This window comes from Thiothrix sp. UBA5583 (assembly GCA_002425225.1).
Classification (GTDB): Bacteria; Pseudomonadota; Gammaproteobacteria; order Thiotrichales; family Thiotrichaceae; genus Thiothrix; species Thiothrix moscowensis.
In genome coordinates, this window is the sequence record DILV01000031.1 from 155,894 (window position 1) to 169,856 (window position 13,963).

The 13,963-nt window shown below is 52.9% G+C and carries 12 protein-coding genes, 1 pseudogene and 1 CRISPR repeat array; of the genes and pseudogenes, 9 read left to right on the plus strand and 4 right to left on the minus strand.

Annotated elements, in window-relative coordinates; all coding sequences use genetic code 11:
• Nucleotides 1-53: 53 nt before the first annotated feature.
• Nucleotides 54-999: direct repeats of the CRISPR family, unit length 36 nt; unit sequence TTCTGAAGACTGCCCTGATTTAAAAGGGATTAAGAC.
• A gap of 34 nt (nt 1,000-1,033) precedes the next feature.
• Together B2U47_RS17285 and B2U47_RS13430 are read left to right on the plus strand one after the other, a co-directional pair.
• A pseudogene (locus B2U47_RS17285) lies at nt 1,034-1,231 on the plus strand (DUF559 domain-containing protein); the annotation flags it as partial.
• A 259-nt stretch (nt 1,232-1,490) separates the two neighbouring features.
• Complete coding sequence (locus tag B2U47_RS13430; protein WP_296678006.1) at nt 1,491-2,672, plus strand: DUF2130 domain-containing protein; 1,182 nt, start codon at nt 1,491-1,493, stop codon at nt 2,670-2,672.
• Nucleotides 2,673-2,685: 13 nt separating this feature from the next.
• Here B2U47_RS13430 and B2U47_RS13435 read toward each other — a convergent pair whose 3' ends face one another.
• Both B2U47_RS13435 and B2U47_RS13440 read right to left on the minus strand, forming a co-directional pair.
• Entirely contained in the window at nt 2,686-3,573 is an 888-nt protein-coding gene (locus tag B2U47_RS13435) for a carbon-nitrogen hydrolase (RefSeq protein WP_296678009.1), read from the minus strand.
• Nucleotides 3,570-4,598: an agmatine deiminase family protein gene (locus tag B2U47_RS13440; RefSeq protein ID WP_296678012.1), complete on the minus strand. Its 1,029-nt coding sequence runs from the start codon at nt 4,596-4,598 to the stop codon at nt 3,570-3,572. The genes B2U47_RS13435 and B2U47_RS13440 overlap by 4 nt, the downstream gene beginning before the upstream one ends.
• 154 nt (nt 4,599-4,752) lie before the next feature.
• On the opposite strand from B2U47_RS13440, the gene B2U47_RS13445 reads away from it, so the two are divergent.
• Together B2U47_RS13445 and B2U47_RS13450 are read left to right on the plus strand one after the other, a co-directional pair.
• The gene (locus tag B2U47_RS13445; protein ID WP_296678015.1) at nt 4,753-5,664 is read left to right on the plus strand and encodes a DUF6174 domain-containing protein; all 912 of its coding nucleotides are present in this window, start codon (nt 4,753-4,755) and stop codon (nt 5,662-5,664) included.
• On the plus strand, nt 5,657-6,535 hold the full coding sequence (locus B2U47_RS13450; RefSeq protein ID WP_296678018.1) for a hypothetical protein: 879 nt from the start codon (nt 5,657-5,659) through the stop codon (nt 6,533-6,535). The genes B2U47_RS13445 and B2U47_RS13450 overlap by 8 nt, the downstream gene beginning before the upstream one ends.
• Here B2U47_RS13450 and B2U47_RS13455 read toward each other — a convergent pair whose 3' ends face one another.
• Complete coding sequence (locus tag B2U47_RS13455) at nt 6,536-6,787, minus strand: hypothetical protein (RefSeq protein WP_296678021.1); 252 nt, start codon at nt 6,785-6,787, stop codon at nt 6,536-6,538.
• A gap of 88 nt (nt 6,788-6,875) precedes the next feature.
• Between B2U47_RS13455 and B2U47_RS13460 the strand changes: the two genes are divergently transcribed.
• The 5 genes from B2U47_RS13460 to B2U47_RS13480 all read left to right on the plus strand — a co-directional run bounded on the left by B2U47_RS13460 (nt 6,876) and on the right by B2U47_RS13480 (nt 12,810).
• Complete coding sequence (locus B2U47_RS13460) at nt 6,876-8,123, plus strand: lipoprotein-releasing ABC transporter permease subunit (protein WP_296678023.1); 1,248 nt, start codon at nt 6,876-6,878, stop codon at nt 8,121-8,123.
• On the plus strand, nt 8,116-9,381 hold the full coding sequence (locus B2U47_RS13465; protein ID WP_296678026.1) for a lipoprotein-releasing ABC transporter permease subunit: 1,266 nt from the start codon (nt 8,116-8,118) through the stop codon (nt 9,379-9,381). The genes B2U47_RS13460 and B2U47_RS13465 overlap by 8 nt, the downstream gene beginning before the upstream one ends.
• Nucleotides 9,374-10,054 (plus strand): lipoprotein-releasing ABC transporter ATP-binding protein LolD, encoded by a 681-nt coding sequence (lolD, locus tag B2U47_RS13470; protein ID WP_296678029.1) that lies wholly within the window; start codon nt 9,374-9,376, stop codon nt 10,052-10,054. Before B2U47_RS13465 ends, lolD begins: the two co-directional genes overlap by 8 nt.
• A gap of 88 nt (nt 10,055-10,142) precedes the next feature.
• Nucleotides 10,143-11,150, plus strand: a complete 1,008-nt coding sequence (locus tag B2U47_RS13475; RefSeq protein WP_296678032.1) for a glucokinase — start codon at nt 10,143-10,145, stop codon at nt 11,148-11,150.
• Nucleotides 11,151-11,385: 235 nt separating this feature from the next.
• A complete protein-coding gene (locus B2U47_RS13480) occupies nt 11,386-12,810 on the plus strand; it encodes an MFS transporter (protein ID WP_296678034.1) in 1,425 nt (474 codons plus the stop codon).
• A 23-nt stretch (nt 12,811-12,833) separates the two neighbouring features.
• On the opposite strand, the gene B2U47_RS13485 is transcribed toward B2U47_RS13480, so the two are convergent.
• A complete protein-coding gene (locus tag B2U47_RS13485) occupies nt 12,834-13,901 on the minus strand; it encodes a GntR family transcriptional regulator (RefSeq protein WP_296678037.1) in 1,068 nt (355 codons plus the stop codon).
• Between the last annotated feature and the right edge of the window lie 62 nt (nt 13,902-13,963).

The window sequence follows — 13,963 nt, forward strand, 5'->3', positions numbered from 1 at the left end:
TGATTTAAAAGGGATTAAGACTTTCCAGCGCATCGCGTCTTCCCACATAGACCTTCTGAAGACTGCCCTGATTTAAAAGGGATTAAGACCTGTCGTGCCACACTGAATCATGGTGGATGCCTTCTTCTGAAGACTGCCCTGATTTAAAAGGGATTAAGACTTGCTTTCATTGGTGTCTCTCCTATAAATGGGTATGTTCTGAAGACTGCCCTGATTTAAAAGGGATTAAGACACTTCCGCAGCTAGGCGGGTTTTACACGGAGGGGTTTCTGAAGACTGCCCTGATTTAAAAGGGATTAAGACTGTAGCGATTAGGCGCACCCGGTCGATGCAGCGTGTTCTGAAGACTGCCCTGATTTAAAAGGGATTAAGACTTAATAACTGGCGCTAATCCCTGCCCCAGTATCTTCTGAAGACTGCCCTGATTTAAAAGGGATTAAGACCCCTGCGTCTTTCCATTTCTGACGACTTGCCAGCTTCTGAAGACTGCCCTGATTTAAAAGGGATTAAGACAAACTGGGCGTTCTTGGTCTGCCCCATGCCTTTTCTGAAGACTGCCCTGATTTAAAAGGGATTAAGACTAAGTGCCTTCCATGCGTTTGCATGATATAGGCTTTCTGAAGACTGCCCTGATTTAAAAGGGATTAAGACGGATGGCAGGTAGGAAAACTCGCGCCATTGGCGTTCTGAAGACTGCCCTGATTTAAAAGGGATTAAGACGGCGTATGCCAGCTCACCTGCCAAAAACAGGAAAATTCTGAAGACTGCCCTGATTTAAAAGGGATTAAGACGTGGATAGCTGGGGTTGCTGCTCCTGCTGCTTCTGAAGACTGCCCTGATTTAAAAGGGATTAAGACGGCGTATGCCAGCTCACCTGCCAAAAACAGGAAAATTCTGAAGACTGCCCTGATTTAAAAGGGATTAAGACACCGCAGCTATGACCATTGCCATTCCAACCAAATTTTCTGAAGACTGCCCTGATTTAAAAGGGATTAAGACCAGTGATGGTGACAGCCACGCAGACAAGACAGAATATGATGCGGAACGCACACGTATTTTGAATGCCTATGGTTTACAGGTCATCCGCTGCACTAACAGGGAAGTCCTTTCCAACCCGGCGGGCATTTACCAGCATCTCGTAACAGAGATCAGCAGTAGACAACAGATGCTCGGCTCCTCCCCTGATAAGGGGAGGTTGGGAGGGGTTTCTTCTGCGTTGCCGCAATGCTAGGCTTGCTCTATGATCAAAGCTCAGGTGACGACAGGAGCAACCTCATGCGGGCAGTGAAAATAACGAGCGAAAATCCGGCTTACATCACCGAGGCGGAGTATCTGGAAAGTGAGAAAATTGCGGAAGCTTGACACTGGCTGATCTTTACGAAGGGGTAGACTTCACGCAACCAGCCGAACCTGATGGGCAATAATTGCTAAAACTTAACGCACATCTGGAAGAATACGCCGCCCGACGCCTGTAATCACAAAGGAAAACCATGCACGACACCACCATCCACTGCCACCAATGCGGTGCGGCGATTGCCGTTTCCGATGCCTTGCGTCTGAAAATGCAGGAAGAGCTTGCCGCCAGTCAGCAACAGGTGATCCGCGAAGTGCAGGAACGTGCCGAACAACAGATGCAGGTACGTCTCCAGCAGGCATTACAGGCAGCCCAACAGCAAGCGGCAGAACAACACAGTGCCGCCTTGCGTGAAATCGGTCTACTCAAGGGGCAACTCGACAGCAGCCAGCAACGGGTGGCGGATGCCCAACAAGCCGAGCTTGCCCTGCGTAAGGAAAAGGCGGAACTCGAAGCCCGCGCCCAAGCAATGGAGCTGGAAATACAGCGGCGGCTGGATGCCGGGAAGCGCCAACTGGAAGAAGCCCTGCGCAACCAGTTTGCCGAAGAACAAAACCTCAAGCTCAAGGAAAAGGAAAAGCAGATCGACGACCTGCGCAAGGCACTGGACGACGCCAAACGCCGCAGCGAACTCGGCTCGCAGGAGTTGCAGGGCGAAGTACTGGAACTCGACATGCAGGGCATCCTGCAACACGCTTTCCCGCATGACCGCATTGTGCCCGTACCCAAAGGAATGCGCGGGGCAGACATCATGCAGCACGTCATCAACCCGCAGTTGCAGGAATGCGGCACGCTCATCTGGGAATCGAAAAACACCAAGGCATGGCAACCTGCCTGGCTCGACAAGCTCAAGGAAGACCAGCGCACAGCCGGTGCAGCCGTGGCGGTACTGGTGTCAGCGGTTGTGCCGGAAGGCTTGCGCGGCTTCGGGCGCATTGACGGGGTATGGGTGGCAGACCTGAAAAGCTGGCAACCGCTGGCGGCAGTGCTGCGCGAACAACTGATTGCCGTCAGCTTTGCGCGGGCTGCCAGTGAAGGGCTGGATGCGAAAATGGAACTGCTTTACCGCTACCTGTCAGGCGAGGAATTCCGCCAGCAGGTGGAAAGCATTATCGACGCTTTCGACGCGATGCAGGCGCAAATCCAGAAGGAGCGCCGTGCGATGGAAAGCCACTGGAAGGAACGCGAAAAGCAGTTGCAGCGGGTACTGGGCGGCACAACCGGCATGTATGGGGCGTTGCGCGGCATTATCGGTCAGTCGCTGCCGAGTGTTGCCGCGCTGGATTTCGATGCTGGCCTGACCCTCGAACACGACTGACAGGCCGGATATTTCAATCCCGGTAGCGCCGGGTAATGTCTCCATACGCATCAATGCGTCGGTCACGCAGGTAAGGCCACCAGCGGCGTACCTGTTCGGTGCGGCTCATGTCCAGCTCCACCACCAGTTCGGTTTCACTGCTGGTATCGGCTTGTGCCAGCAATTCGCCCTGCCAGCCGACGATCATGCTGCTGCCCCAGAACTGGCTACCGGCGGTCTGCCCGCTGGGGTCGCCTTCAAATCCCACCCGGTTGGCACTCAGTACCGGAATGTTGTTGGCAACCGCGTGGGAGCGTTGCACCGTAATCCACGCCTCACGCTGGCGGGCTTGTTCTTCAGCAGTATCTTGCGGGTTCCAGCCGATGGCGGTGGGGTAAAGCAGCAGTTCTGCGCCTGCCAGTGCCATCAGTCGTGCCGCTTCGGGATACCACTGATCCCAGCATACCAGCACGCCCAGGGTCGCCAGACTGGTTTTGATCGGGGTGAAACCGAGGTCGCCGGGGGTGAAATAGAATTTCTCGTAATAACCGGGGTCGTCGGGGATGTGCATCTTGCGGTAGCGCCCGGCAATGCTGCCATCGGTATCCAGCACCACAGCAGTGTTGTGGTACAGGCCGGTGGCACGTTTTTCAAACAGTGAGCACACGATCACGATCCCCAGTTCCGCTGCCAGTTTGCCGAGGGTGTCGGTACTGGGGCCGGGAATGGTTTCCGCCAGATCAAAATAATCGGTGTTTTCCACCTGACAGAAATACAGGCCGGTATGCAGCTCCTGCAACATCACCAGTTGCGCACCCTGGGCGGCGGCACGGCGGATACCCGCGATGCTTTTTGCCAGATTGCTGTGGTAGTCGTCGGAATTGCCGTGCTGGACAACGGCAACTTTCAATGGGCGGCTCATGCGGTCACAACCTCCTGTGGAATCTGCATGGTGACACAATGGAGGCTGCCATTCTGCGCAATCAGCGCCCGGCAATCAATCGGGATGATCTCGTGTTGCGGGAAAGCCGCCTGCATCTGGCTGATGGCGATGGGGTCGCAGCGTTCATCAGCATAAACTGGCAACAGTACCGCACCGTTGATGATCAGGAAATTGACGTAACTGGCGGGCAGACGGCGCTCTTCGTCGTAAATTCCGGCAGGCAGCGGGATCGGGAACAGTCGGTAAGGTGTGCCGTCAGCTTGGCGCAATGCCTGGAGTTCGGTTTCCATCGCTTGCAGGGCAGGGTAGTGTGAATCGGTCGGGTCGTCACAGCTCATGTAGACGAGGGTTTGCGGGTCGGCAAAGCGAGCAAGAGTGTCAATGTGGGCATCGGTGTCGTCGCCTTCCAGATGACCGTTGACCAGCCACAGGATGCGTTCCACCCCCAAAGCAGCACGCAATTGTGCCTCAATCGCGTCACGTTCCAGCGTGGGGTTGCGGTTGGGGTTGAGTAGGCAGATTTCGGTGGTCAGCAATGTGCCCTGACCATCGGTTTCGAGGCTGCCACCTTCCATCACTAGCGGGTAGGCTGCCAGTGTGTTGTGGGCGAGCAGTGGCAATGCTTGCAGTTTGCCGTTGACTGCGTTGTCGAGACTGGCATCAAACTTGCCACCCCAGGCGTTGAAGGTGAAATCCAGCAACAGCGGCTTGTCAGCGTGCATGACGGTGATGAAACCAAAATCCCGCGCCCAGGTGTCGTTGTAGGGCATCTGCACAAAATGCACACGAGTGGTATCGCCCAACACCGTTTCGATATGTGCCTGGTGTTGCGCATCATGGCATAGCAACAACACGTTTTCCCGCTGGCTGATAGCGGTAACGATGTGCGCGTAACAGGTTTCCGCGTCAGTCAGGTTGTCAGCCCAATCAGTGTCCGGGTGTGGCCAGGCCAGCAGTACACCCCATTGGGGATGCCATTCAGGGAGGAAAGTGCGTGTATCCATGCGTGTGATTCGCCAGTGCTGTGAAAGCGGCGATTATAGCGAATCCGTTTGTGCCGTTAGTAAGAAAAGCGGTCGCAGTTGTCGATTATTTGCGGGTTGCCCAGTGCGCCTGAACTAAGGTGAGAGGTGGTATTTCGTTCAGAGGAGAACCACCATGACGATTATTTCACAAGGAAGTGCCAGCAGCGCAGCCAGTCAGGTGCAGACTGCTAGCAAGGCGCAAATTGGCAATAGCCAGACAGCACAGGGCAGCAAACTCACCACAGACCTGTTCAGAGGTCAGACTGATGCCTTGCAGAACCTGATTAACCAGTTGCTGCGCCTGTTTAAACCAGGCAAACCTTCCACGGGCGCTAGTGGCTCAGGGCAGGGTACAGGTAGCAATGCCAACAAGGCCGCGCAGCGGGAATTGCAAACCAACCAGCAAAAATGGCAAAAGGCCGGGATTGATGATTACTCGTTTACCTTGCAGCGCAATTGCTTCTGCCGGGGTGATGCGACCCGCCCGGTCAATATCGAGGTACAGGATGGCAAGATTGCATCCGCCACGTTTGCCGATACCGGTGAGCCATTGCCTGCCGATACCGATTTCAACAAGCTGACCGTCAATGACCTGTTCAAACAGGTGGGTGAGGCGCTGTCATCCGGGGCGGAGCGGGTTGATGTCAAATATGACCCGAAATACGGCTTCCCGACTTCTATTTATATTGATCGCAGCAGCCAGATTGCCGATGAGGAAGTCGGTTTTACTATCAGCAATTTCCAGCGTAATGACAAACCAACCTTTACCACATTGGCAGTGGGTGAAGAAGATGGCGGCGGCGCTGGTCAGCCCTTGCCAAAGCCTGAGCCACCCATCGCTACCACGCTGGCGCTGGGTGAGGAAGATGGTGGCGGTGGTGGTCGCCCTTTGCCCAGACCTGAGCCGCCTACTGTTACGACTATGGCTTATGGTGAAGAAGACAATGGCGGTGGGATTGGTACCTTGCCTAAGCCCAGACCTGAACCCCCAACAGTAACGACACTGGCGCTGGGTGAAGAAGACGGTGGCGTTTACCGTGAATAAGCCATCTGGCATGTTGCTGCTGGCTGGCGGTGATGTTGACCCGCAACTGCTGCGTTTGCTCAAACAGGCAACGCGGCAGGGTGTTGCGGTTCATGCCATGTTAGCGGGGCAGTCCGGCATTCCGCGTTTTTGCTGGGATGTCCGGGCAAACCGTCTGCTGGATGAAGGTCAGGTGTTGCAACCGCACGCCGCTTTTATCCGGCAGGACGTGTTTACCTTCCTGCAAAGTAACAAGCCGCAGGATCAGGCGGTGGCGCGTGAATGGTATAACGCGGTGGCAGGCTGGCTGCTGTGTAATCCTGATGTGAAAGTGTTCAATCGTGCTTTTCTCGGGCGTGGGCCGGTCAACAAGCCGCATATGCTGCACCTTGCTTTGCAATTCGGGCTGGAAATCGCCGATACCTTTATCACCAATGATGGCAGACAGATGGATGAGCTGGCATTCACTCAGGCATGGGTCAGCAAGCCGGTTTCAGGCGGGGCACATTGTCAGGAACTGGCGGTTTCCGGCTGGTCATGCGCCCTGTCATACCCGCAGATTGTGCAACGCAAACTGCAACAGCCCGAGTTGCGGGTATTCCGGGTTGGGGAGGAATGGTTTGGTTTCCATGTGTCTTCCCCGGAACTGGACTACCGTGTTTCTTCATCAACCCAAGTGGTGACTGCACCTGTACCAGGTGATTTGCGCGAAAAAATGGGGTTGCTGACCGACCATTTGGGGCTGGATTTTGCTGCTGCCGATTTCAAGACTGACCCCGCCAGCGGGCGGCTCCAGTTTCTGGAAATCAATACCAGCCCGATGTTTGCCGGGTTTGATCAGGTTGTCAGCGGCGCGGTATGCCGCGCCATGCTGGCCTGGTTGCTGGCATGATTACTGGTGCACGACCGTGTGCAGCACGGTCTTTCTTTCAAAGTACACGGAAAACTTGCCGTAATTCCAGACGGTGATTCTGGGCCATTGTTTTTTGACTTTGCCGGTGGATACCCGCACAGACTGGGGTGCGCCGTATTGGGTCTTGACGGTGCTCATTTTCATGCCGCGAGTCGGGTAGTCAGCATGGGCAGTCATGGCAAAAAAGGGGATACAAAGTAGCAGGGTTGCTAACCATTTGGACAGACGCATGTCTTAGTCTCCGAATTGTTTTTCTATTTGAACGACACTCATCAGTTAATGCTGTGTTTTTGCAGTCAGCACGGTACAATCGCCAGCCATGTTTACACCACTCGAATTATTCATCGGTCAGCGTTACACGCATTCACGGCGGCGCAACCGTTTCATCTCGTTCATTTCGTTTGCCTCGATGCTTGGCATCATGCTGGGAGTCATGGTGCTGATCACGGTTTTGTCGATCATGAACGGTTTTGAAAAGGAACTCAGGAGCAGAATACTGGGGGTTGTGGCGCATGTCACGGTTTCAGGGACGAATGGGCAACTGGCTGGCTGGACGGAGCAACTGGGGCGACTGAAGGATGCCGACCATGTTGTCGGGGCGGCTCCCTACGTGCAAAAACAGGTGATGCTGGTCAACGGTTCGCAGATTCGCGGCGTGTTGTTGCAGGGGATAGACCCGGCACATCAAAGCAAGGTCAGCGAGGTGAATTTCAAGATGCTGGACGGCAGTTTCAGCAATCTGGTTCCGCGCGAATACGGCATTGTGCTGGGGGTAGAAGTGGCTTCGGCACTGGGCGTGTTCCCCGGTGACAAGGTGACGGTGATTGTGCCACAGGTACAGGTAACGCCTGCCGGAGTTTTGCCGCGTGTGCGCCGGTTTACTGTGGTGGGTATCCATCAGGTCGGGTTGCAGGAATACGATGGCATGACGGCTTTCATCGAGTTGAGTGATGCTTCGCGCCTGTTCCGGCTGGGAGAGGATGTCAGTGGTATTCGCCTGAAACTGGATGACCTGTTTGCAGCCCAGTCGGTTGGGCATGAGTTGCAGCAGCAACTAGGGGATGAATACAAGGTGACGGACTGGAGTGAGGAACATGGCAGTTTCTTCCGTGCCGTCAAAACCGAAAAGATTGCCATGTCACTGATTCTGTTCCTGGTGGTCGGGGTGGCGCTGTTCAATCTGGTCGCTTCCCTGATGATGGCGGTAAATGACAAGGAGGCAGATATTGCCATCCTGCGTACCTTCGGCATGGCGGGCAAGCGCATCATGCGGGTGTTCATGATCCAGGGTAGCATCATCGGCGTGTTTGGCACGATTGTGGGCGTGATTCTGGGCGTGTTGCTGTCGCAGAACGTGGATACGGTTGTGCCGGTGATCGAGTCGCTGATCGGGCGCAAGATCTTCCCGGAAGACGTGTTTTACATCAGCACTATCCCCTCCGACATGCATTGGGATGATGTGATCAAGATCGGCATTGCTTCCATCATTGCTTCGGTACTGGCGACGCTGTATCCGGCCTGGCGGGCGGCACAAATCCAGCCTGCGGAGTCGTTACGCTATGAATAACTTGTTCCACCCGCTGGCGCTGTTTATTGGGCTGCGTTACACCCGTTCACGGCGGCAAAAGCATTTCATTTCCTTCATTTCGCTGGCTTCCATCATCGGCATTGCCATTGGTGTGCTGGTGCTGATCACGGTGCTGTCAGTGATGAACGGTTTCGAGCAGGCCATGCGTGAGCGCATTCTCGGGATGCTGGCGCATGTCACCGTGTCAGAAAACGATACCGAAATTGACAACTGGCAAGCCATGCGTGACAAGTTGCTCGGTTTTCCGCAAGTACGAGCTGCTTCCCCCTTTATTGAAAAAGCGATTATGTTGAATCAGGGGGACGAGGCTCGCGGGGTGTTGTTGCAGGGAATTGTGCCGGAGATGGAAAGCGAAATCGGTTCAGTTTTTGAACACGTGACCAGCGGTGACATGCGCCAACTGATGCCGGGCAGTTTCAATATTGCCATCGGTGCAACCCTAGCCAAGGAACTGAAGGTTGGGGTGGGGGATTCCCTGATGCTGATCAGCCCGTCAGAGGGGGCGCTGGAAAACGGTGAACTGCCGGTGTTGCAACGTTTCAATATTGTGGCAGTGTTCCGGGTGGACATGCAGAATTATGATTCCTCCTTTGCCTATGTGCATTTGCAGGATGCTGCCGAAGCTTTCCAGATGGCTGAGCGGATCACTGGCTTGCGTTTGAAACTGGCTGATCTGGATCTGGCTCCTCGGGTTGGGCAGGAAATCCTCCAGCGCATGGGGCTGGATAACCCGGATTTGTGGGTCAGTGACTGGACTCGCCAAAACGAGAATTTCTTCAAGGCCATCCAGATGCAGAAAGCGGTGATGTTCATCATCTTGTTGCTGATCATTGCGGTGGCGGCTTTCAATCTGGTTTCCACGCTGGTGATGGTGGTGACGGACAAGGAAGGTGATATTGCCATCCTGCGCACGCTGGGGCTGTCATCCGGGCGCATCATGAAGATTTTTATGGTGCAGGGGACTCTGATCGGTGTCATTGGCACATTAGCTGGTGTGGCGCTGGGGGTGTTGCTGGCTTCCAATCTGGATGTGATTGTGCCCTTGCTGGAGCGCCTGTTTGATACCCATTTCATCAATTCGGAAGTTTATTTCATCAGTGAGCTGGAATCGCGGGTGGATGTCGGCGATGTCATCCTGATTGCATTCAGTTCCTTGCTGATGTCCATGCTGGCAACGCTGTATCCTGCCTGGCGTGCATCCAAAGTCCAACCTGCCGAGGCACTTCGTTATGAGTAATGTGATTATTTCCTGCCAACAACTGGGCAAGCGTTTTCAGGAAGGGCGGCTTGATGTGCAGGTATTGCGCGGAGTGGATTTGCAGGTCAGGGCGGGTGAGAAAATTGCGATTCTGGGCAGTTCCGGCAGTGGCAAAAGCACCCTGCTGCACCTGATGGGCGGGCTGGATTTGCCCAGCAGCGGGCATGTCGAAGTCATGGGCAAGCGCATGGATCAGCTTTCCGACAATGACCGTGGCCTGTTGCGCAACCAGTCGCTGGGCTTCATTTACCAGTTCCATCATTTGTTGCCGGAATTCACTGCGCTGGAAAATGTGGCGATGCCTTTGCTGATCCGGGGTGTGAAAGTGCCAGAAGCACGGGCGCAAGCGGCTGACATATTGGACAAGGTGGGTTTGAAAGAGCGGGTTGACCACAAACCGGCGCAGCTTTCCGGGGGGGAGCGTCAGCGTGCAGCAATTGCCCGCGCCTTGGTGACACGCCCGCAGGCTGTGCTGGCGGATGAGCCGACCGGCAATCTTGACCAGCATACGGCTGACAATGTGTTTAACCTGATGCAGGGTTTGAACGATGCCCTGCAAACGGCGTTTGTGGTGGTAACGCACGACCTGCAACTGGCGAGCCGGATGGATACGGTTTATCGCCTGCACGCAGGTGTGCTGAGTAAAGCGTAAGTCTGTCAGGCTGTTTGTCTGTCTCTTGACATCCTCTTCCTATCTTTTATGCTATATAGCATTATATTAATGGGTGATGTCAGCGTGTATGTATTCAAACAACTTCAATTTGGTTGCCGATATTGGCGGTACCAACGCACGTTTTGCCTTGGTAAGGCAAGATGGTCATGTATTGCTGGAACCCACCACACTGGTTTGTCGGGATTATCCTTCAATTGTTGACGCGATCAGCGCTTATCTTGGGGCAGTATCTGTTACACAACCTGTCGATGCTGCAATTGCTGTTGCTGCACCTGTGGTACAAGACCGTTTGTATATGACCAACCATTCCTGGGGCTTTGCTGTTGGCGAAGTCCGGCGAGCGTTAGGCTTACGGCGACTGAAAGTGCTGAATGATTTTACGGCTCTTGCCTTGGCTTTGCCTTATTTAACCCCGGAATATTTGTGCCAGTGTGGTGGTGGCGAGGCAAAAGCCGGGCAGGCCAAGGCGTTGCTCGGCGCGGGAACGGGGCTGGGTGTTTCCGGTGCTATCCCTTGTGGAGGTAACTGGATTCCTTTGCAGGGCGAGGGGGGGCACGTTTCCTATGGGCCGCTTAATGATGCTGAAAGTCAGGTCATTCACTGTATTCGCCAGGACATGGGGCACGTTTCGGCGGAGTCGCTGGTTTCAGGCGCAGGCTTGAGCCTGTTGTACCAGACTCTTTACCAACTGGAACATGGCGAGCCTGTCAGGGTTGAACCCGAGCGAGTTGTCCAGCAAGCTGTTGAAGCGGCTTGTCCTGTAGCCTTGGCAGCGCTAGAGATGTTTTGCTGCATTCTGGGCAGTTTGGCTGGCAATTTGGCTTTAACGCTGGGGGCAACCGGGGGGGTATATATTGGTGGTGGCATCGTGCCGCGTATTCTTGACTATTTTTCTAGGTCAGGTTTTCGGCAGCGTTTCCAGGATCACGGCAGATTTTCAGTGTATTTGCAGGATATTCCTGTTTACGTCATTACGGCTCCTTACCCGGCATTGACTGGTGCGGCGTTGGCGCTAAAGCCAGTATATCGCGATGTTGGGATTAACAGTCTGGCTGATGAAACTTGTGGTGGTTAGGCGAAGCCATAAATATTGTCTCTTTACAGTCGTTACTGGCTTATGTATGCTATATAGCTATATGATTCTGGTGCTGTGATGGTCGCTTATCTCCAAAAATTACTGTGATTATTTTCTGGTTTTGTCAAGATTCAGTGCAAATCCAGCAGGATGAGTCAGAAAAACATGGGGATTATTCATGGTAAAACGCTAATCGGAACAGGTCATGCGTGAGCTTGATGCACAGGGGATTTTCATGAATGAGCAACATTATCAAACTGCGCCGGAAGACAAAATTCCATTTAGCCAGAAAGTGATTTTTGGTGTGGGAATGCTGGGGAACCAGATGTTTCCGGCAGCCCTGTCAATTTTTATGGTTGTGTTGGTAGAAGGGTTAGGGATGAACCCCCTGCTGTGGGGAATATTGTTTTTTCTACCTCGCCTGTTTGATGCGCTGACTGACCCTGTTATGGGATTTGTTTCCGACAATACTCGCTCACGCTGGGGCAGGCGTCGACCCTATATTTTTATCGGGGCGATTATGACCGGTCTCAGTTTCATCGCCATGTGGCAGATTTATCCTGAAAATGGCGAGGTCTACAACTTCGTCTATTTCTTGTTACTGTCACTGGTTTTTTATCTGGGTTTGACCATATTTTCCACGCCGTATGTGGCGATGGGATATGAAATGAGTAATGACTTTCATGAGCGCACCCGGTTGATGGGGGTGGCTCAGTGGATAGGTCAATGGGCGTGGGTTATTGTGCCGTGGTTCTGGGTCATTATTTATGACCCGGCTCTGTTTGATGGGGCGGATGCCGGTGCACGTCATCTTTCCATTTGGGTGGGGCTGGTTTGCCTGGGCTTGTGTATGGTTCCCGCCCTGTTTGGCAAAACCCAGCCAACACCTGAAAATCTGGAAGTCATTGCCCGCGACACACTGAGCAAGAATGTCAGGACGTTGTTTGTTGGTGTGAGCGACACCTTGAAAAACAAACCTTTCCGCAGGCTCTGTCTGGCAACCTTTTTGGTGTTTAATGCTTTCAACACAGTGGCAGGGTTTTCGTGGTTCATCATTGTTTATTATATGAATAATGGCGATCCGGGAGCAGCAGGAACCTGGCCTGCGTGGTTTGGTACGATCAGTGCGCTTTCGACCTGTTTTCTGGTCATACCGATTATTACTTGGTTATCCCAGCGGTTGGGCAAGAAAAATACTTTTATCGTTTCGCAAGGTGTTTCACTGCTCGGTTATGCGATGTTCTGGTGGTGTTTTCAACCAGAAAACCCTTTGTTGATGTTCTTGCCTTTGCCGCTGTTTGCTTTTGGTATAGGTGGCTTGTTTACCCTGATGATGTCCATGACGGCTGATGTTTGTGATCTGGATGAACTGGAAACCGGCTCGCGCCGTGAAGGCTTGTTTGGCGCCATCTACTGGTGGATGGTGAAGGTTGGTTTTGCTGTTGCCGGGTTGCTGAGTGGATTGATCCTTACTCTAGTGGGTTTTGATCAAAGTGTTCCGGTGCAGACGGAGGCGGCTTTGTCCGGTTTGCGCTTCGCCTATATTTTGGTTCCTATGACAGGGACATTGCTGGCTATATGGGTAATGAAAGATTATGACCTGTCAGAGCAAAAAGCTTATGAGATTCGTCGTCGACTGGATGATAAAAGAGCTGCCTGAAGATCGGGTTTTGTGTATTCCCTCTATGCCGCTTTGACTTCCTGAGTTTTTGTGCAGCTTTGCCTGATGACGAGTCGCGCCGGTAATGCGATGTGTTGGTGCTCTACGGGTTCATTGTTGATCAGTTTTTTGAGGCTGTTGAAGGCATGTTGGGCAATGTCATTGATGGGGGCTGCCACGGTTGTCAGGGCAGGGACAATTTGAGAGGCAACTTCAATGTCATCGAAACCAACAATGCTAATGTCGTTGGGAATATCAAACCCGTTTTGAGTGAGTTTTTGTATCGCGCCCAACGCCATGGAGTCATTCGCACAGATAATGGCGGTCGGCATGGTTTCCAGTGAAAGAAAATACTCGGCTCCTTCAATGCCTGCTTCGTAGGAATAGTTGCCTCGATATACCAGTGTACTATCAAACGGAATGGCATTTTTGCTCAACCCGTACTGGTAGCCCGCAAAACGGCTTTTGCCGACATCCGAATCTTCCAGGCCGGTCATGAAACCAATCCGCCTGTGTCCCAGTGAGCAAATATAATCGACGGATTGTACATCAGCATTGAAGTTGTCAATGATAATGGAGGGTATGGTTTTATCGGCTGCACTGTTGTCGATGACAACAACTGGTACAGTTTGTTTGATTTCAAGTATGGTGATTTCTATTCTGGGGAAACAGGTTGCGATAACACCATCCAGTTTTTGCAGCGTCTTTTTGAAACTTTCCTTGTCGGCATCAGAAAAATAGACAAGGGAATAGTTTTCTTTGGCGGCGTATTTTTCAATGGCGTTAAAAATCAGTGAGTAATAAGGGCTTGAGATTCCAGCAACGATGCTGCTGTCAAGAAAATAACCAATAGTTCGGGTTTTTTTGCGATTGGCTTTGTCGGGGTTAACAAATGTACCTTGCGTTGGTACTTTATACAGAACACCGTCATTGACAAGGTTGTCGATGGACTTGCGGACAGTCATGTAAGACACACCCAGTTGCTGCGCCAATACCCGTTCACCCGGTAATTTATCCACAAGCTGTTTCTTGCGGATGGCTTCCTTGATGTAATTCTCAACAAAAACGTATTTTGGTACTGACTCACTCATAAACTACCTACCTCGGCGAAGTTGGGTTCCACCACAGCAGATATGCGCATTGCTCCAAACAT